General features: G+C 63.2%; 18 protein-coding genes. 8 read left to right on the top strand and 10 right to left on the bottom strand.

What is annotated here, in order from left to right; genetic code table 11:
- Positions 1-107: 107 nt before the first annotated feature.
- A complete protein-coding gene (locus OKC29_RS11720) occupies positions 108-299 on the bottom strand; it encodes a hypothetical protein (RefSeq protein ID WP_073349272.1) in 192 nt (63 codons plus the stop codon).
- Between the two features lie 318 nt (positions 300-617).
- Between OKC29_RS11720 and slyA the strand changes: the two genes are divergently transcribed.
- From slyA to OKC29_RS11695, 5 genes are all read left to right on the top strand, one after another.
- Positions 618-1,091, top strand: a complete 474-nt coding sequence (gene slyA / locus OKC29_RS11715) for a transcriptional regulator SlyA (RefSeq protein ID WP_010634735.1) — start codon at positions 618-620, stop codon at positions 1,089-1,091.
- 1 nt (position 1,092) lies between these two features.
- Complete coding sequence (locus OKC29_RS11710) at positions 1,093-2,148, top strand: HlyD family secretion protein (RefSeq protein WP_073349270.1); 1,056 nt, start codon at positions 1,093-1,095, stop codon at positions 2,146-2,148.
- 10 nt (positions 2,149-2,158) lie between these two features.
- On the top strand, positions 2,159-3,187 hold the full coding sequence (locus tag OKC29_RS11705; RefSeq protein WP_073349268.1) for a DUF2955 domain-containing protein: 1,029 nt from the start codon (positions 2,159-2,161) through the stop codon (positions 3,185-3,187).
- A gap of 141 nt (positions 3,188-3,328) precedes the next feature.
- Positions 3,329-4,090: a substrate-binding periplasmic protein gene (locus OKC29_RS11700; protein WP_073349266.1), complete on the top strand. Its 762-nt coding sequence runs from the start codon at positions 3,329-3,331 to the stop codon at positions 4,088-4,090.
- Positions 4,091-4,217: 127 nt separating this feature from the next.
- Entirely contained in the window at positions 4,218-4,577 is a 360-nt protein-coding gene (locus OKC29_RS11695) for an MliC family protein (RefSeq protein WP_029303683.1), read from the top strand.
- Between the two features lie 31 nt (positions 4,578-4,608).
- Here OKC29_RS11695 and OKC29_RS11690 read toward each other — a convergent pair whose 3' ends face one another.
- From OKC29_RS11690 to nrdD, 4 genes are all read right to left on the bottom strand, one after another.
- Positions 4,609-5,001 (bottom strand): energy transducer TonB, encoded by a 393-nt coding sequence (locus OKC29_RS11690; RefSeq protein ID WP_011705150.1) that lies wholly within the window; start codon positions 4,999-5,001, stop codon positions 4,609-4,611.
- A gap of 144 nt (positions 5,002-5,145) precedes the next feature.
- Complete coding sequence (locus OKC29_RS11685) at positions 5,146-5,316, bottom strand: YqaE/Pmp3 family membrane protein (protein ID WP_005303354.1); 171 nt, start codon at positions 5,314-5,316, stop codon at positions 5,146-5,148.
- 64 nt (positions 5,317-5,380) lie between these two features.
- Positions 5,381-5,890 carry an anaerobic ribonucleoside-triphosphate reductase-activating protein gene (gene nrdG / locus OKC29_RS11680; RefSeq protein WP_060388790.1) on the bottom strand — a complete coding sequence of 170 codons (510 nt, stop codon included), beginning with the start codon at positions 5,888-5,890 and terminating at the stop codon, positions 5,381-5,383.
- Between the two features lie 96 nt (positions 5,891-5,986).
- Positions 5,987-8,104, bottom strand: a complete 2,118-nt coding sequence (gene nrdD / locus OKC29_RS11675) for an anaerobic ribonucleoside-triphosphate reductase (protein ID WP_073349264.1) — start codon at positions 8,102-8,104, stop codon at positions 5,987-5,989.
- A gap of 442 nt (positions 8,105-8,546) precedes the next feature.
- Between nrdD and OKC29_RS11670 the strand changes: the two genes are divergently transcribed.
- Entirely contained in the window at positions 8,547-9,524 is a 978-nt protein-coding gene (locus OKC29_RS11670; protein WP_073349262.1) for an ABC transporter substrate-binding protein, read from the top strand.
- An 82-nt stretch (positions 9,525-9,606) separates the two neighbouring features.
- Here OKC29_RS11670 and ligA read toward each other — a convergent pair whose 3' ends face one another.
- The 3 genes from ligA to OKC29_RS11655 form a co-directional block, all read right to left on the bottom strand.
- Positions 9,607-11,613: an NAD-dependent DNA ligase LigA gene (ligA, locus tag OKC29_RS11665; RefSeq protein WP_073349260.1), complete on the bottom strand. Its 2,007-nt coding sequence runs from the start codon at positions 11,611-11,613 to the stop codon at positions 9,607-9,609.
- Positions 11,614-11,712: 99 nt separating this feature from the next.
- The gene (zipA, locus tag OKC29_RS11660) at positions 11,713-12,825 is read right to left on the bottom strand and encodes a cell division protein ZipA (RefSeq protein WP_029301557.1); all 1,113 of its coding nucleotides are present in this window, start codon (positions 12,823-12,825) and stop codon (positions 11,713-11,715) included.
- A 15-nt stretch (positions 12,826-12,840) separates the two neighbouring features.
- Positions 12,841-16,215 (bottom strand): AAA family ATPase, encoded by a 3,375-nt coding sequence (locus OKC29_RS11655; protein WP_073349258.1) that lies wholly within the window; start codon positions 16,213-16,215, stop codon positions 12,841-12,843.
- Between the two features lie 109 nt (positions 16,216-16,324).
- Between OKC29_RS11655 and cysZ the strand changes: the two genes are divergently transcribed.
- Together cysZ and OKC29_RS11645 are read left to right on the top strand one after the other, a co-directional pair.
- Positions 16,325-17,089 (top strand): sulfate transporter CysZ, encoded by a 765-nt coding sequence (gene cysZ, locus OKC29_RS11650; protein ID WP_011705142.1) that lies wholly within the window; start codon positions 16,325-16,327, stop codon positions 17,087-17,089.
- A gap of 142 nt (positions 17,090-17,231) precedes the next feature.
- Positions 17,232-17,846: a trimeric intracellular cation channel family protein gene (locus tag OKC29_RS11645; protein ID WP_011705141.1), complete on the top strand. Its 615-nt coding sequence runs from the start codon at positions 17,232-17,234 to the stop codon at positions 17,844-17,846.
- Between the two features lie 94 nt (positions 17,847-17,940).
- On the opposite strand, the gene OKC29_RS11640 is transcribed toward OKC29_RS11645, so the two are convergent.
- Together OKC29_RS11640 and OKC29_RS11635 are read right to left on the bottom strand one after the other, a co-directional pair.
- Positions 17,941-18,192, bottom strand: a complete 252-nt coding sequence (locus tag OKC29_RS11640; RefSeq protein WP_005303367.1) for a hypothetical protein — start codon at positions 18,190-18,192, stop codon at positions 17,941-17,943.
- Between the two features lie 92 nt (positions 18,193-18,284).
- Positions 18,285-18,830 (bottom strand): DUF882 domain-containing protein, encoded by a 546-nt coding sequence (locus tag OKC29_RS11635; protein WP_011705140.1) that lies wholly within the window; start codon positions 18,828-18,830, stop codon positions 18,285-18,287.
- Positions 18,831-18,905 lie beyond the last annotated feature (75 nt).

The following is an 18,905-nucleotide window of genomic DNA, read 5'->3' as shown; positions in this document are numbered from 1 at the left end:
GCCCATGGCAGGCCGTGCCTGCCTCAGGGAGCGTTTGAGCCGATACGAGCAGGCCCTGCAACAGACCGTCAGATGATGATGACGGTCTCATGACACCAACCGAAAAACTATTCGGCTAATAACAGTGGAATATTGGCAGGGTCAAATTCATGACAGGTTTCGGTACTTTCCAGGCTGAGTCCATAATGGCCATCGGCAACATATTCCACCTCCACCAACAGGCTCTCGATGGAGAAATGGGGGTCACCCGATTCATATCGTTCCACAGCTATCGTCTCCCTGTTTAGCTGACCCATCAATATTAGTGGATAAAAAACAGCCTGCCGAATTCAGATAATATTTTTCTGCTGCCAACATTATCGGCCATGGCTATTCCAAGACTATTTTCAGCACGATTGGTGAGATGATTTGGTTATTTCACCAGCCCATGGCGGGAATGATTCACCCAAATAGGCTCGCGGCAGACACGGGTTGCTGCCGGCGGGACGTTCAAACCCAGCAAGCAAGCTCCAAAAGAAACCTACCTACAATTTTCATAAACAAGATCGCGATCACACTATTTACTTAGCCTGCTAAACAACTACAATGCTTAGCAAGCTAAGTAAATGGAGAGCCTCATGATGAAGGATCTGGAAATGCTGCGCGAGCTGTCCCTCGCCGAACGGGTCGGCCGGCTGCATCGGCTGTGGCGCACCGTGGCCGATCTCGAGCTGGCCCCCCTCGGCCTCACCCATCCCCGCTGGACAGCGCTGTGGAAGCTGAGTCGGCTCGGTGGCCACCTCAGCCAGAAGACCCTGGCCGAAGCGTTGGAGATCGAACTGCCCTCCCTGATGCGCACCCTGGGCCAGCTGGAAGAGCAGGGGTTGGTGGAGCGCCACTGCTGCAGTCAGGACAAGCGGGCCCGCATCGTCACCCTGACCCCGGCCGGCAAGGCGCTGCTCGACCAGATTGAAGATCGCATCATGGAGATACGCCGGGAGCTGCTCGCCGGCATCAGCCAGCGGGAGCTGGAACAGTTTGAAGATATCGTGCACCGCATCTGCGCCAATGCCCTCGGCAAGATAGGTGCACAGAGTGAAGAGAGAGAGTGAAATGACCCCGGATCAACAATTCAAGCGCTGGATAAAATGGGCCATGGGCGCCTTCGTACTGGTCTTTGCCTACTTCCTGCTGGCCGACCTCAAGATGCCGCTCACCCCGCAAGCCATGGCGACCCGCGTCGTGACCAAGATGGCGCCCCAGGTCAGCGGCAAGGTGGTCGAGGTGGCCGTCGGCAACAACCAGCACGTCAAGCAGGGCGATCTGCTGTTCGTGCTCGATCCCGCCCCCTTTGAACTGGCGGTGGAGCAGGCCCGCCTCGCCCTGGCCCAGGCCGAGCAGCAGAATCGCCAGCTCGATGCCACCCTCAATGCCGCCAGCGCCGACTTCAGTTCGCTGCAGACCCAGGCCGCCCTCAAGCTGCGGGAAGCAGAGCGCATTGACGCCCTCTATCGCCGCCACATGGTCTCCGAACAGCAGAAGGATGATGCCGACAGCGCGTTTCGCACCGCCCAGGCCAACCTGCTGGCCAGCAAGGCCCGCATGACCCAGGCCCGGGTCAACCGCGGTCTGCCCGGCGACGACAACCTGCTGCTGCGCCAGGCCCGCAACCGCCTCGCCCAGGCCGAGCTCAACCTCGCCTACAGCCGGGTTCACGCCAGCCAGGACGGCATCATCACCAACCTGCAGCTCAAGCCGGGCAGCTTCGCCGCGGCGGGTGCACCGCTGCTGGCGCTGGTCTCCGAGCAGGTGGACGTGATCGCCGATTTTCGCGAGAAGAGCCTGCGTCACGTCAATCAGGACAGCCAGGCACTGGTCGCCTTCGATGGCGAGCCGGGTCGCCTCTATCAGGCCCGGGTCACCAGCCTGGATGCCGGAGTCAGCGCCGGCCAGTTCGATGCCAACGGCCTCCTGGCCAGCCCTACCGAGTCGGATCGCTGGGTGCGCGACGCCCAGCGTCTGCGCCTGCACCTGGCGCTGGAACAGCTGCCCGCCCATCTGCCGGCCGGTGCCCGCGCCACCGTGCAGCTGCTGCCCGACAACGCCCTGACCGGACTGCTGGCCCGCGCCCAGATCCGCCTGCTCAGCCTGCTGCACTACATCTACTGAGGTGACGGCAATGACTTTGTGGCACAGGCCCCTCACCGCCAACGAACTGCGCCAATGCCTGCGCATCGCCTTTGGCAGCACCACCGGCTTTCTGCTCTGCAAGCTGTTTGGCTGGAACTACGGCGTCTTCTACACCGTCACGCCGGTGCTGCTGCTGGGCATGGTGCCGGTGATGAACGGCCATGCCGCCCGCCAGCTGATCGCCGCCGCCGTGGTCTGCGGGCTGGAAGTGGGGCTGCTGGGGGGGCTGTTTGGCGGCCATCCCGGCCTGATGGTTCCCATCGCCTTCCTGCTGTTTCTCTACCGCTTCGCCGCCATGTCGCGGGGCAGCCTGTTCCTGTTCGGTGCCAACGGGGTGCTGAGTCTCAGCATCATGCTGCACTTTGCCAGCTACCCGCAGACCGATCTCAACGACCTCATCTTCAGCAACCTGTGGGCCAGCGTGCTGTCGGTGCTCATCGCCTACCTGATGACGGCATTGATCCCGGACGTGGAGGAGCGCCCCAAGCCGGCTCCCTCCCCCAAGGCACCGCACCGGATGCGACACGAGGCGCTGCTTGGCACCAGCATCGCCACCCTCTCCTTCATGGTGTTCCAGATCTTCGATCTGCGGGACTCCATGTCCGCCCAGGCCACGACCCTGCTGGTGCTCTTCCCCATGCACTGGGACGGCGCCCTGAGCTATGCCCGCAAACGGGCCATGGGCACCCTGCTCGGGGTGAGTTTTGGCCTGGTCAGCCAGCTGGTGCTCTACGACTGGTCGGGACTGCTGTTGCTGGTCGCCCCCATGCTCTGGCTCGGCGCCATGCTGTTCAGCCATGCCCACGTGAAGGAGGCGAGCGGTTCCGGGGTCGGCTTCGGCGCCCTCACCACCCTCGGCATCCTGTTCGGCCAATACCTGACGCCGGGCAACGATCTGGTGTTCAGCGCCCTCTACCGGGTCAGCAGCATCTTGTTTGCCATCGTCGCCACCCTGCTGGCCTGTTACCTCATCCACCGACTGCTTAACCGCTTCGAGGCCACTCGGTTCGGTTATTGACTCCCTGTTGTTAGCTCAAGGATGTGCTGCCTTTCGCCCCGTTATGCCTACCGGGGCGTTTTTTTGCCTCCCGTTTGGCGGCACCTGCGGCCAGCCCCAGCAACTATGCTTGCTAGGGCAGTCGGCAACAGGAGAGAGACCATGGCACGAGCAGCATACATCCACTGGTTGGCAATCACTCTGCTGTTGGGGATGACCTGTGCCCAAGCAGAGCAGGTGCTCATTGCCGCCGAGGATGACTGGGCCCCCTACTGCGCCCTCGACAAGCAGAGCGGTCAGCCGCAGGGACTGGCCCCCGAGCTGGTGAAGGCGGCCTTTGCCGCCGAGGGGGTCGACGTCGAGTTTCGCACCATCCCCTTTGCCCGCTGCATGCACGAGGCGCGCAGCGACAAGGTGCTCGGCTGCTTTGATGCCACCATCACCGAGGAGAATCGCTACCAGTACTTCTGGCACGAGACCCCCATGTTCGAGGAGGATCTCGCCATCTTCGCCCTGGCCCGCGAACCGCGCCGGGATCTCAAGCTCACCTCGCTGGAACAGAAGACGGTGGGCATCACCCTTGGCTACACCTACCCCACCGACTTCATGGAAAACCCCAGGATCACCCGCTTCCAGGCCAAGTCCGACGCCCAGATCATCGAGATGCTGGTGCGCGGCCGGGTCGACTACATCCTGATGAACGAGATGCCGGGCTACCTCAAGATCCAGCAAAAACAGCTGAGCGGGAAGGTGGTCAAGGTGGGCAAGATCTCCACCGACGGCTTCTGGCTCGCCTTCTCCCGCGCCCACCCCCAGGGCGAGGCAATGGCCAAACGCTTCGAAGAGGGGCTGCAGAAGATCCGCAACAACGGCACCTACGAGACGCTGGTGCGCGCCTTCGAGGCCAGACTCGGTCTGCATTGAGCCACTGCTCATTAGCGCTTCTTTTGACGCCCATGGACGCATATCGACGCAAGCCGGGTCGAGGCGCATTGCGCCCCTTTGGCAAGCTGTTAGGATCACGCCCGGATGACACCGATGGAGAATCAACATGAAGCACGCCAACCTTCTGCTGCTGGGCATCACGAGCCTGACCCTGCTGAGCGGCTGCGAACGCGGCGCCGGCACCCTGAGCGTGACCGGTGGCGACCCCGTCACCTATCTGTGTGAACAGGGCCAACGGGTGCAGGTACGCTACTTCGCCCTCTCCGATCAGAGCCTCAACTTCGTCAAACTGGCACTGCCAGATGGCAAGGACTACACCCTGCCGCAGAGCGTTTCCGCCTCCGGCGCCCGCTACACCGACGACCATGAGGCCGTCTGGTGGAACAAGGGAGATGAAGGCTTTGTCGAGATGCGCGACAAGGATGGCGAGTGGCAGAGCGTCTACAACGACTGCAAGCAGCAGTAAACAGCAACCCCGGCCAGGCCGGGGTTGTTCATTACTCCACTTCAATCTCGTAGCGACCCACCACTCGCACCGGAATGGCCTGCGGGTTCTGCTCCGACACGCGATAGCGGGTCTTGGCCAGCCCCGACAGGGCGATCAGGTCCAGCACGCCGGGCGGCTCCGAGGCCACAATCTCTGGGCTGAACAGATTGCCGTTGGAGTCGATGAGATAACGGATCTCCACATAGCCCTTGACGGGCAGCTTGGCTGGCGCGCCACCCACCGGTTCAAACGGGGGCACCTCGCCATCCTGCACCCAGTATTTGCCAAGCTCCGCCATGGTCACCTCCAGCGGCGGCTGGTTCAGTTTCACGGTGGGACTGGGGCTGGCACAGCCCCCCAGCAGACCGAGCACAGTGCCCAGCAGCAAGACCTTCAAACCCATTCAACACTCCTTGTTGAGTCAGATCAGAGGGATCGCCCCTCCCCGGCAGGGTTGCCGGCCCATTACTGTAACAATCGGAACCCGTTTGAGCAGCATAAAAAAAGCCAACCCCATCGGGTTGGCTTTTGGCAAAGCGGCTCAACGTCAACCGCGCTTGTCGCTCACCACCAGCCAGAGCGCATGCACCATGCCGGGCAGGCCGCCGAGCAGGGTCAGCACTATGTTGATCAGAAAATGCAGGCTGAAGCCCACCTGAAGAAAGGCACAGACCGGGGGCAGAAAGATGGCCAGCAGGATCTTGAGCAGATTGTTCATCTCGGATTTCCTCGTCAACGATGTCACAGGGATAGCAATGGGCTAACCATAAACATCCCTGGCTTCAACTGCAAACCAGACAGGGAATGCGCTCACCCCCTTCCCGCCAGGCGTTGAGGTCGTGGATGACCTGATTGCTGCTGCCGCGCCAGAGCAGGCCGGGATCCGCCAGCCCCTTCTCGAACTTGCCGTCCACCAGCACGTCCAGCAAGGCCACCAGCTCGCGCTGGGCCGGGCTGAGCTCGCCAAGCAGATAGCCGGTCCAGCACCAGATGTCCTTGCCGGGGCACTCGGCACGCACCCGCCGCACCAACGCCAGCACGTGGGGCACGTTGGCGGGGTGGAGCGGATCGCCGCCGGAGAGCGACAGCCCGCGCCGCTTGATGCGCGTGTCGTTGAGATCCGCGATGACGCGATCGCTCATCGCCTGATCGAACGGCTTGCCGCCATCGAGCCGCCAGGTGCTCTGGTTGTAGCAGCCTGGGCACTGGTGCTCGCAGCCCGAGACAAACAGGGTGGCGCGGGTGCCGGGGCCGTTGATCACATCGACCGGGTAGTATTGGTGGTAGTGCATCGCTTGTTTCCTGCCTCCTTCATGGGTGTGCAAACGGTCGCCACCCCATGAAAATGGCCCCTTGCAACAGGGGCCAGCGCTTCATCGTTACCGTACTTACATATGTTTGACGCGGCGCTTCACCTCTTCCTGCTTGCCCGCATTGAAGGGGCGCGCATCCGGGCTGCCGAGGTAGCCGCAGACACGGCGGGTCACCGACACCTTGGCCGGGTCGTGGTTGCCGCAGCGCGGGCAGGTGAATCCCTTGGAGGTGCACTCGAATTCGCCGGTGAAGCCGCACTCGTAGCACTCGTCGATGGGGGTGTTGGTACCGTAGTAGGGCACCTTGTCATAGCTGTAGTCCCAGACGTTCTCCAGCGCTTCCAGGTTGTGCTGGATGTTGGGGTACTCGCCGTAGCAGATGAAGCCGCCGCTGGCGATGGGCGGATAGGGCGCCTCGAAGTCCAGCTTGTCGTACGGATTGACCTGTTTCTCCACGTCGAGGTGGAAGCTGTTGGTGTAGTAGCCTTTGTCGGTCACCCCCGCCACCACGCCGAACTCCTTGGCGTCGATGCGGCAGAAGCGCGAGCAGAGGTTCTCGCTCGGGGTGGAGTAGAGGCTGAAGCCGTAGCCGGTCTCCTCCTTCCACTCGTCGGTGGCCGCCTTGAGCCGCGCAATGATGGCGATGGCCTTCTGCTGCAGTTCGGCGCTGTCAAACAGGTGCACCTGATCGCCAAACAGGGCGTTGATGGTCTCGTGTACCCCGATGTAGCCAAGGGAGATGGAGGCGCGGCCGTACTTGAAGATCTCGCTGACATTGTCGTCCGCCTTCAGGCGTACCCCGCAGGCCCCTTCCATGTAGAGGATGGGCGCGACCCGGGCCTTGACCCCGTCGAGGCGCTTGATGCGGTACATCAGTGCGGTCTTGGCTACCCGCAGGGCAGCATCCAGCTTGTCCCAGAAGTCCGCTTCATCGCGGGATTTCAGGGCGATGCGTGGCAGGTTGAGGCTTACCACGCCTAAGTTGTTGCGCCCTTCGTGGACCAGCTCGCCGTGCTCCTCGTAGGCACCGAGGAAGGAGCGACAGCCCATGGGCGTCTTGAAGGAGCCGGTCACCTTGACCACCTGGTCGTAGTTGAGGATGTCCGGGTACATCCGCTTGGAGGCGCACTCCAGCGCCAGCTGCTTGATGTCGTAGTTGGGATCGCCCTGCTTGTGGTTGAGGCCATCCTTGATGGCGAACACCAGTTTCGGGAACACGGCGGTCTTCTTGTTCTTGCCAAGGCCGGCGATGCGGTTGCTCAGGATAGCGCGCTGGATCAGGCGTGACTGCCAGCTGTCGCCGAGGCCAAAGCCGAAGGTGACGAACGGGGTCTGACCGTTGGCGGTGTGCAGGGTGTTCACTTCGTACTCCAGCGACTGGAAGGCGTCGTAACACTCTTTCTCGGTGCGGGCCATGGCGTAGGCATCCACATCGCTGATGCCCCACTCCAGCGCAACTTCCCGGTGCTTCTCCCAGCTGATGGTCACATAGGGAGCCAGCACTTCGTCGATGCGGTTGATGGTGGTGCCGCCATAGATGTGGCTCGCCACCTGGGCGATGATCTGGGCCGTGACCGCGGTGGCGGTGCTGATGGACTTGGGAGTGTCGATCTCCGCGTTGCCCATCTTGAAGCCGTGGGTCAGCATCCCCTTCAGGTCGATCAACATGCAGTTGAACATGGGGAAGAAGGGGGAGTAGTCGAGATCGTGGAAGTGCAGATCGCCGCTCTCGTGGGCCTGTACCACATCGCGGGGCAGCATGTGGCTGGTGGCGTAGTGCTTGGCGACGATGCCCGCCAGCAGGTCACGCTGGGTCGGGATCACCTTGGAGTCCTTGTTGGCGTTCTCGTTGAGCAGGGCCGCGTTGGTCTGCTCCACCAGGCCGCGGATCTCCTGGGCCAGCCGGCCGCGGGCCTCGCGGGCCTGATCCCGGTCGTGACGGTATTCGATGTAGGCACGGGCGATCGCCTTGTCGTCGGAGGCCATCAGGTGGTTCTCGACCCGGTTCTGGATCTCGTGGATGTCCACTTCCCCTCGTCCTTCCAGCTCCTGAGTGACGGCGGCGGCAATGCGCTCGGCCAGCGCCGGACTGGCCTGATTGACCGCTTCTGCCGCTCGGCCCACCGCCTCGGCAATCAGCTGGGCATTGAATGGTGCGCGACATCCATCACGTTTGATCACAACCGGTTTCATGGATTTTCCCCGTTAAAAAGGCCAGGCTCTCGCCCTCGGCTTACCCTTGTTTGGCCCCCTTCTCCACGCCTCGTCCTCGGCGCAAATAAATTCAGCCGAGGCTTGACAAGCCTGGGCTGACGATGAGAAGGGAACAGCTTGTACACAGCTTAATAACACAACATATAGGGATTAAAAACGAATGCAGCCCTATATGTGGTGTCTATTAGGCACCAAAGCGTGACCGTATTTCTTGATCCAGAACAGGTTTTGAGGCGAGTGGCGCAGTTCCCGACCAGTCACAAACGGCCCCATACAAGACCCAATTCAAGCCTGATGCGGGCTGGCGCCCGATACCGGCCAGAGGGAAAAAGATTTCCCTTCCGACAGTAATTGACCGGGACAGGTTTGCACCAAGATGGACATAATGAATGACAACTCCTCTTGTTCGATGGGAAGCGACATGACCAACCCGCTATTGCTGCTACTGCTGCTGTGTGCCCTCCCGTTGCGGTTGTGGGCGGCCGAAATTCTGGTGATCAGCAGCTACCACCCTGAATACCTGTGGGATCAGAGCTACAACGCCAGCCTGGCCGCCAATCTCAAGGGCGACCACCACATCAGCCACTTCTACATGGATACCAAGCGCCGCCCCGCCGAGGAGTTTGATCAGATAGCCGAGCAGGCGCTCGCCTACTATCGCCAGGTGAAACCGGATCTGGTGGTGCTCGGCGATGACAACGCCATCAACTACCTGGCCAGCGACATCGCCTCCCTCGGCACCCCGGTGGTGTTTCTCGGCATGAACGAGAACCCGCGCCACAAGGGGCTGGTCGGCCACCCCAAGATCACCGGCGTGCTGGAGCGCCCCTTGCTCAAACGCAACATCAGCGAGATGAGCCAGGTGATGGGGGGGATCAAGAAGGCACTGGTGCTGTTTGACTCGAGCAACGTGGCGCTCACCGCCATCGAGGATGAATTCAAGACCCAGACCGAGCTGCGGGTCGGCCAGACCCGGGTCAACAGCCAGCTCATCGGCGACTACAGCCTGTGGCAGGAAGCCGTGCTCAATGCCAAGCAGAGTGGTTATGAAGCCATCTTCATCGGCCTCTACCACACGCTGGTGGACGATGATGGCAAGCACGTGAGCGAGCAGACTGTGCTGGAGTGGACCAGCGCCCACAGCCCGGTGCCGCTGTTCTGTTTCTGGGAATTTTCGGTGGGCAAGGGCAAGGCCATCGGTGGCCTGGTGCTGGATGGCCGCGATCAGGGGGCCAAGGCGGCCGAGCTGGTCAACGCCATCCTGGCGGGCGCCCAGCCCAAAACCCTGGCACCGCGCGCCGCCCTGCGTGGCGAGTACGTGTTCAGCAAGAGCGAGCTGGCCCGCTGGCAGCTCACCCTGCCCGACAAGTGGCGCTACAAGATCCTCTGGCGCGATTGAGCTCTGATCAGTGCCCCCATAACAAAGAACCCGGCCATGCCGGGTTCTTTGTTTCTCTTTCTGCGTGAGCTGCGTGAGCGACTCAGCCCTGCAACGCCTGTTGCAGTTCTTCTTCACTCCAGACGGTGATGCCGAGCTCCTGAGCCTTGACCAGCTTGGAGCCTGCCGCCTCCCCCGCCACCAGCACATCGGTCTTGGCCGACACCGAGCCCGCCACCTTGGCCCCCAGCGCCTGCAGCGCCGCCTTGGCGTCGTTGCGCGACAGCGTGGTGAGGGTGCCGGTCAGCACGAAGGTCTTGCCGGCAAAGGGCTGCTCGCTTGCCTCCTTTTTCTCGATGGCCGGCCAGTGGATGCCGGCAGCCAGCAGGGCCTCCAGCACCTCGATGTTGTGAGGCTGGCGCAGGAAGTAGTAGACATGCTTGGCCACTATGTCCCCCACGTCGGCCACTTCCAGTAACTGCTCCACCGAGGCGGCGCGCAGGGCGTCCAGGGTGAGGAAGTGGTTGGCGAGATTCAAGGCGGTCGCCTCCCCCACTTCGCGGATCCCCAGCGCAAACAGGAAGCGGGGCAGCGTGGTGCTGCGGGCCGCATCGATGGCCGCCACCAGATTGAGGGCCGACTTTTGCCCCATCCGACCGAGCCCGGCCAGCTGGATGGCGTTGAGGCTGAACAAGTCCGCCGGGGTCTTCACCAGCCCCTTGTCCACCAGCTGCTCCACTATTTTGTCGCCAAGGCCGTCCACGTCCATGGCACGGCGGGCGGCGAAGTGCTTGATCGCCTCCTTGCGCTGCGCCTCGCAGAACAGGCCGCCGGAGCAGCGGGTCACCGCCTCTCCCTCCAGCCGCTCCACCGCCGAACCGCACACCGGGCACTCGGTCGGGAACAGGATCGCGCGGGCATCTGCCGGGCGCTGCGCCTCCACCACCGCCACGATCTGCGGGATCACGTCCCCGGCCCGGCGCACGATCACGGTATCGCCGATCATCACGCCAAGGCGCTCAATCTCGTCGGCATTGTGCAGGGTGGCGTTGGAGACGGTGACACCGCCGACAAACACCGGTTTGAGCTTGGCCACCGGGGTCACGGCGCCGGTGCGGCCGACCTGGAACTCGACGTTCTCAAGCTCCGTCATCTCCTCCTGGGCCGGGAACTTGTGGGCGGTGGCCCAGCGCGGGGCGCGGGCCACAAAGCCCAGCTCCTCCTGCAGGGGGATGGCATCCACCTTGTAGACCACGCCGTCGATCTCGTAGGGGAGCTCGCCACGGCGCGCCAGGATGTCGTCGTGGAACGCCTGGCAACCGGCGGCCCCCTCCTTGATCTTCACTTCGGGGCTGAGCGGCAGCCCCCACTCTTTGAGCTGATTGAGGCGACCGAAGTGAGAGCCACCGAGCTGCTCGCCGCCCACCCCCACGCCATAGGCGTAGAAGGCCAGCGGGCGGCTGGCGGTGATGCGCGAGTCGAGCTGACGCAGGCTACCGGCGGCGGCATTGCGCGGGTTGACGAACACCTTCTCGCCGGCGGCCAGCGCCTTGGCGTTCATCGCCTCGAACCCCGCCTTGGGCATGAACACCTCACCACGCACCTCCAGCCTGGCTGGCCAGCCCTCGCCGCGCAGGGACAAGGGAATGGCCTTGATGGTACGCACGTTCTCGGTGATCTCCTCACCTGTGGTGCCATCGCCCCGGGTAGCGGCCTGCACCAGCTGGCCATCCACATAGAGCAGGCTCACCGCCAGACCGTCCAGCTTGGGCTCGCAGCAGAAGGTAAAGCTCACCTCCCGCTTGAGGCGATCGCGCATGCGCTGCTCGAAGGCCTGCAACTCCTCGCCGCTAAACACGTTGTCCAGGCTCAGCATGGGGATCTCGTGGCGCACCTGTTTGAAGGCGGTCAGCGGCTGGCCGCCCACCCGTACGCTCGGCGAGGCTGGCGTCTTCAGCTCGGGGTGTTCGGCTTCCAGCGCGATCAGCTCGCGCATCAGGCGATCGTATTCGGCGTCCGGCACCGTGGGGTTGTCCAGCACATAGTACTGATGACCGTACTCGATCAGCAGCTCACACAGTTGACGGTGGCGGGAGAGGATATCGCTCATGAAAAAGTCTCGAAGTGTGATGGAAAAACCGGCCAGCGGACCAATAAAAATGCGGCACCTGGGTACCGCACTTTTTATTCATTCGACCCGCATGGCGTATTAGTCGCGACTGGCCTCGTAGGCGGCCAGCTCATGCCGGTAACGGGCGATGGTCTCGTCGCTCAGCGGGCTGCGATCCATATCCGTCAGCATGGCATCGAGATCGCTGGCCAGCTGATCGGCGGCCTGCAGCATGTCCTCAAAGGCAAACGCAGCGTTGCTGCGCAGCGGCAGCTGCATGAAAAGCGACACGCCCGGGGTGGCGAACTGCTCCATCCGGTACGGATTGAAGGTGCCCGGCTTGACCATGTTGATCATGGAGAAGAGCACTTCTCCCTTGCCGTTCGGGTCTTCGTGACGGTGGAAAATATCCATCTCGCCAAACTTGAAGCCCAGCGCCAGCAGGGAAGAGAGCAGGGTGGCCCCTTGCAGATCGTGACCCGGACGGCCCATCAGGTTGATGACATAGACATCCTGCCAGATCTTCTCGACCGGCGCGGCACGCACCGGCTCTTCATAGACGGGCTCCTCGTAGGCAGGCTCGGGGGCTGCATGACGGGGCTGCGCCTGGTATTCGGGAGCGGCAACCGGGGCCGGCTCGCGGGCACCGAAAGTGGGTGCGGTCGCGTAGGCGGGCTCGACCAGCGGCTCTTCGTCCAGCGGTTGCAGCAGCGGCTCGCGCTGGGGACGGGAACGGTGGACCGGGGTACGGCGAATGACCTGGGCGGGCTTGCGCACCGGCGCGGCAGGCACTTCCTCGACGGTTGCGGCAACCGGCTCCTCGAACTCCTCCTCGTCTTCTTCATAGACGGGGGGCGGCGGCACTGGGCGGGCGGCAGGCTTGCGTACCACGGGCGGCGGCAGATCGGCGTCGTCATCTTCATCATCGAAGGCGGGCGCAGGCGCACGACGGCTGACTTCCGGCTGGCGGGGCTCATCATGGTGGAGTTTGGGCTCGGCACGACGGCCACCGCTGACCACTCGCACCTGACCGATGCCATCGCTGTCGAAGGCGTCGTTGTCACGATCCCGTGATTTGGATTCCATCCGGCCCAGAGGTTTCTCTTTGATCGGTGCCTGACGATTCTTTCTGTTGCTCCACAACCCGTGAATGAGCAATGCCGCGATGGCAATACCGCCCAGGGCAACCAAGATGTAACGCAATTCCTGCATTAGCTGCTTCTCTTTCTAGTTTTGCTCAGCCAAAGCGACGGCTTCACCGATATCGACCGACACTATGCGCGAAACCCCGGGCTCTTGCATCGTGACGCCAACCAGCTGCTCAGCCATCTCCATGGAGACCTTATTATGACTGATGTAAACGAACTGTACTGTGCTCGACATCTCTTTGACAAGAGAACAGAAGCGACCGACGTTCACTTCATCGAGCGGTGCATCCACCTCATCCAGCAGACAAAATGGTGCTGGGTTGAGTCTGAAGATGGCAAAAACCAGCGCAAGTGCGGTTAACGCCTTCTCCCCCCCGGAAAGCAGGGCAATGGTAGCATTCTTCTTACCCGGAGGTCTCGCCATGATGCTCACTCCGGCCTCCAAAAGATCATCGGAGGTGAGCTCAAGCCAGGCACTGCCCCCCCCGAACACTTTCGGAAAGAGGGATTTTAAATCTTCGTTGACCTTATCGAAAGTATCCCGGAACCGTATTTGTGTCTCTTTATCAATTCTTTTAATGGCTTGGCTCAAGGTTTCCAGCGCCTGTTCCAGATCCTGACACTGGTTTTCCAGGTAGCTTGAGCGGGTTTTCGCCTCTTCATACTCCTCGAGGGCCGCCAGGTTGATGGCGCCAAGCGCCTCCACCTGTGCCTCCAGGGTCTGGATCTCCTGGCGCAGCTTGCCGCGATCAGCGGCAATCAGCACCGCCTGATCGAGATCCACCAGCCGCACGCCCAGCTCTTCGAACTGCTCGTGCAGCCCCTGCCGGCGCGTCAGGTTGCGTTCACGCTCAAGGCGCAGGGTCGCCAGCTTCTCCTGAATGTGCACCAGCTGCTTGTGATCGGCGCTTCTGGCCTGCTCCAGTTCGGTCAGCTGACGCTCCAGCTCCGCAAGCCGCTGATGACAGGCAAGCTGCTGTGCCTCAAGATTGCGCTGCTCGGCCAGCAGGGGCGACAGATCCTGACCCGGCGTAGCGCCCGGCTCCTTGAGCTCGGCCAGCTCCAGCCCGAGGCGGGCCAGCTCCTGTTCGCGCAGGGCGATGAGCTGACGCAGGTTCTGCTGCTCCAGTTGCAGGCGCTGGCAAGCGGCCTGCTGCTGCTCCCGGCGCAAGCGCGCCTCCTCCAGCGCCCGCTCCGCCCCGCTTGCCTGCTCCTGGGCGAGCAACAGCGCCTCGGCGAGCGCCTCGCCCTGCTCCTGCAACTCGCCAAGGGCCGCCTCGCCCTGCTCAAGCCGCTCCCCGGCCGACGCCAGCCGCTTGGCCTCCTCGGCCTGATCCTGGTCGAGCCTGATCAGCTCTTCCACCAGCTGGCCGAGGCGCTGCAACCGCTCCTGCCGTTGCCCCTCGCGCAGGCTCCAGGCTTCACGCAGCTGCTGCCACTGCTGCTCCTGCTCGCGCAGGGTACGCAGAGCCTGCCCATGGGCGCCGTGCAACTGGGCCCGCGTCGCATCGGCGGCAGCAAGCTGCTCATCGCGCCGGCGCAGCGCCTCCCGGCCTGCGACCTGCTCGGTGTGCAACCGCTCACGTTCGCCGAGCAGCGCCAGGGTACCGAGGGCCATGCCCTCCCCCAGATCCGCCCAGTTGGGACCAAACCAGTCGCCCGCAGGAGTGAGCAGCGACTCACCGGCCGCCAGGCTCGGCTGGCGGGCCAATGCCGCCTCCCGGCTCTCCACCAGCCAGATGGCATTGAGGAAAGAAGGAATGTGCTCGCCGCCCAGCTGCGCCGCCAGGGTACCGGCAACCGCCGGTTGGGCCGGGCCGATCCAGAGCCCGGACTGCGTCAGATTGCACTCATCCGCCGGGGTGGCGGTGAGCCAGCGGCCGAGCACCTTGTCCAGCCCTCGGGCCCACTCGGGGGGCACCTGCAGCCGATCCGCCAGGGTGGCGCCCGCCATCTGCTCCCCCAGGATCTGATCCAGGGTGGCGAGGCGAGCCTCCAGCTCGCGCAGCGAGCCCTGCTGGTGACCCTGCGCTGTCTTGAGTGCTTCGTGACGGGCCACAGCGGCCTGCCACGCCGCTTCGGACTCCTCATGACGGGCGCGGGAGAGCGCGAGCTCCGCCGCCAGCGCATCGAGCGCCGGTTGCAGGTTCTCCCCTTCCCCGCCAAGGGGCCCGGCCTGTTCATCCTCCAGCTTGAGACGGGCCAGCCGGGTCTTGGCCTGCAGCTCCTGCAGACCGTTCACCTCGGCGCGGGTCTGGTTGAGCCGCCCCTGCAACTGACCCAGCTGCTGCTGCCACTGCTGCTGGCGCTGGCGCGCCTGCTCGAGCCGCTCGGTCGCCGCCGCCCGCACGCTCTGCTGGTCGGTAAGCAACTGCTCACACTGCTCCAGACGCGCTGACGCCACCTCGCCCTGCAACGTGCTTTCGCTCAGCTGTTCCAGCTGGCCGGCCAGCTGGGCCTTGAGCCCCTCGATACGCTCGCCGAGGGCTTGCCGCCTCGCCTGCCAGTCGCGGCCGAGCTCGCTCTGATGCAATTGCTGCTGCTCGAGGCGGGCGATGGCCTGCCCGCCGAGAAAAATCTGTTGCTGGCGGCTGGCCTGCTCGGCCTGCGCCTCCTGGCGGGCCACCGACAGGGTGACGTGACGCCCCTCATCGGCGGTGCGCTTGGCATCGAGCGCCGCCAGCGCCTGCTCGGTCTGGGCCAGTTCGGTCTTGGCCTCGCCGAGGCGCGTCTCCAGCGCCCACAGTTCCGAGCCGATCAGCTCGGCGCGGGCGGCGCGCGAACGGCTCTTGAGCTGCTTGTAGCGCTCGGCGGTCTCGGCCTGGGCCTTGAGATGCTCGAGGCGTGAACCCAGTTCGCCGCGGATGTCGCCGAGACGCTCCAGGTTCTCCTGGGTATGGCGGATGCGCTGCTCGGTCTCGCGGCGCCGCTCCTTGTAGCGGGAGACCCCGGCAGCCTCTTCCATGAACAGCTTGAGATCGGCGGGGCGGGACTCCACCAGCCGGCTGACGGTGCCCTGTTCGATGATGGCGTAGCTGCGGGGCCCGAGGCCAGTGCCGAGGAAGAGGTCGGTCACGTCCTTGCGGCGGCACTTCTGGCCGTTGATCTGGTAGTGGTTGGAGCCGTCGCGCAGCACTTCGCGGCGCACCGAGATCTCGGTAAAGCGGCCGAACTCGCCGGGCACCCGGTTGTGAGGGTTGTCGAACACCAGCTCCACCGAGGCACGGCCGTGGGCGCTGCGGTTGACGGAGCCGTTGAAGATGACGTCGGTCATGTTTTCGCCGCGCAGATGGCGGGCGGAGCTCTCCCCCAGCACCCAGCGCACGGCGTCGATCACATTGGATTTGCCGCAGCCGTTGGGGCCCACCACGGCGGTCATGTCGGCGTTGAGTTCGATGCGGGTCGGCTCGACAAACGACTTGAAACCGGCGAGTTTGATCAATTTCAGACGCATGGCGGCCTATGTGGGTAACGAAATAAAGAGGAGGCGGGCAGGCGACTTTACCAAATCAAAAGCTTGTTTGTAATATGCAGGCAGTTTCCCATGAACAGATGGAGCTCAGATGAGCCACTCACCCCGTATGGTAAAAGACTCGATCAGCGGCGCAGACTACTTCCTGCGCGGCTTCTCGCTCATTCGCCAGCCCGGCATCCGCACCTTCGTGCTGATCCCCCTGCTGGTCAACTTCGTGCTGTTTGCCGGGGCCTTCTACGCCCTGCTGCTGCAGCTGGACGGCCTGTTCGGCTGGCTGCACCAGCAGATCCCGAGCTGGCTCGACTGGCTGGACTATCTGCTCTGGCCCATCGCCCTCATCACCATCCTGGTGGTCTTCTCCTTCCTGTTCAGCTCGGTGGCCAACTGGATAGCGGCCCCCTTCAACGGCCTGCTGGCGGAGAAGGTGGAACAAGCCCTCACCGGCGAGACCGTCAGCGATACCGGCATGCTGGACATCGTCAAGGACGTGCCGCGCACCTTCGGCCGCGAGTGGACAAAGCTCAAATACTACCTGCCCAAGGCCATCGGCTGCCTGATCCTGTTCCTCATTCCGGTGGTGGGCCAGACCCTGGCGCCGGTGCTCTGGTTCCTGTTCAGCGCCTGGATGATGGCGATCCAGTACGTCGACTATCCGTTCGACAACCACAAGATCGACTTCATCACCATGCGCGATGCCCTCAAGCAGCGCCGCGGCAAGTGCCTGAGCTTCGGCGCTCTGGTCACCCTCTTCTCCGCCATCCCGGTGGTGAACCTGTTCGTGATGCCGGTAGCCATCTGCGGCGCCACCGCCATGTGGGTCGATCACTACCGCGCCGAACAGCTCAGACGCTGAGTCGGTTGGCGGTGACAACGGGGCTCCCTTGGGGGCCCCGCTTCATTTTTGCATTATAAAAAATAATGCATAGCCTTCATTGCTTGTCCCCTATAGCGCGAGTTGATAGGATGCGGGGCTTTCTCGCACCCTGGGATATCTCATGTTACATGCACTCTTCTTGCTGGGCCTGGTGGCCGAAGGGATGACAGGCGCGCTGGCCGCGGGCCGGCGACGGATGGATCTGTTTGGCGTGGTGATCATCGCATCGGCGACCGCCATCGGGGGCGGCACCATTCGCGACGTGCTGCTGGGCCATTACCCCCTGCTCTGGGTCGAGCACCCAGAGTATGTGCTGCTGGTCGCCGGCGCGGCCATGGCCGGCGTCATCTCGGCGCCGCTGATGCGCTACCTTGGCAAGCTGTTCATGGCGCTCGATGCCCTGGGGCTGGTGGTCTTCTCCATCTTCGGTGCGGCAAGGGCGCTGGAGATGGGTCACGGTGCAGGCATCGCCTGCATCATGGCGGTGGTGACGGGGGCCTTCGGCGGCGTGCTCAGAGACCTGCTCTGCCAGCGCATTCCGCTGGTGTTTCGCCGCGAGCTCTATGCCGCCATCTCGCTGGTGACGGCCGCCATCTACTGCCTGGCGCTGGATCAGGGCCTGCCCAACGACTGGGCCGCCTTCGGTGCCATCGGCATCGGTTTCGTGCTGCGGCTCCTGGCGGTGCGCTTCAAGTGGGGGCTGCCAACCTTCCACTACCAGTACGCCACGCACTGAGCGCGCCAGCTTCTGGCAAGCCGGTACGGATTGCAGCCAACAAAAAAGCGCCGATCAGGCGCTTTTTTATATGGGCAACGGGGCTGTGACTGCCTCAGTTGATCCCTTCCGAGCTGAAGAAGGTCGCCTTGTCGGCGATGAAACGGATTTTGATGTTCTTGCCCTCGTCACCCCAGATGCAGCTGGTGGTCCCCAGCGCATCGTCACAACGCTCGGCCTTGCCGAGGATGCTGCTCGCCTCGGCGTAGCTGATCCCCATCTTGAGCTTGTCATAGTTTTCACGGTTGAGCTTGCCGCAACCGGTCAGCAGCAGGGCAATCAGCCCGCCAAGCAAAATATGTTTCATCTGGTTCTCCTCTGCATGGTGTCCAGAGCCTACCAGCTCGGCCACCCCGCTGACCAGTCACCCGCCGGGCAGCTGTGGCCGGCAGCCAGCCGTTACCAGCTGCGCACCGGTCCGGTGTCGAGGTGCACGAAGTTGTCGCTCGGGTAATAACCGACGCCGCCCACCTTGAGATGGAGCGCCGCCTTGCGCAGGTGCGCCAGCTGTACTCCGGGAATGCGCACATCCACCGCCTGCCCCAGGGTATGGTAGCTGTGCTTGGCCACGGCGCGGCTGCGGCTGCGCTTCTGGCGATTAGTCACAGGCGAGCGATAGCCCGAGATGAGCTGGATTTCACCGTGACGACCCAGCTTGTGCTGCAGCAGGTAGAGCTGGTCGAACAGCTTGCGGTCGATGTTGAACACTTCGTTGCGACGGTAGTCGCGAAAGATGTGGTTGAGCTCGGCCAGCCCGTCTTTCAGGTAGCGGCCGTCTTCCCAATAGCTGGCGCGCACCCGCTCGCCGGTATTGAGATTGAAGAAACTGAGTTCACGTCCTGCCGTACTGCGGCTCGCCATGGCGGGGAAGGACAGCAGCGAGCCCCCCAGCAGGCAACCGGCACCCAGCAGCAGGCGACGTCGGCTTATCTCTTGATCAAGCATCCCTTGTCCGTCCATCGCTATGTTGAGGTGAAACCGTTGAATGAATTTGATACAGGCGCTTGAAACTACCCGCCG

Source organism: Aeromonas sp. QDB34 (assembly GCF_027705405.1).
Classification (GTDB): Bacteria; Pseudomonadota; Gammaproteobacteria; order Enterobacterales; family Aeromonadaceae; genus Aeromonas; species Aeromonas hydrophila.
Note: the sequence above shows the minus strand (reverse complement) of the source record. Positions and strands in the feature narration are given on the sequence as shown.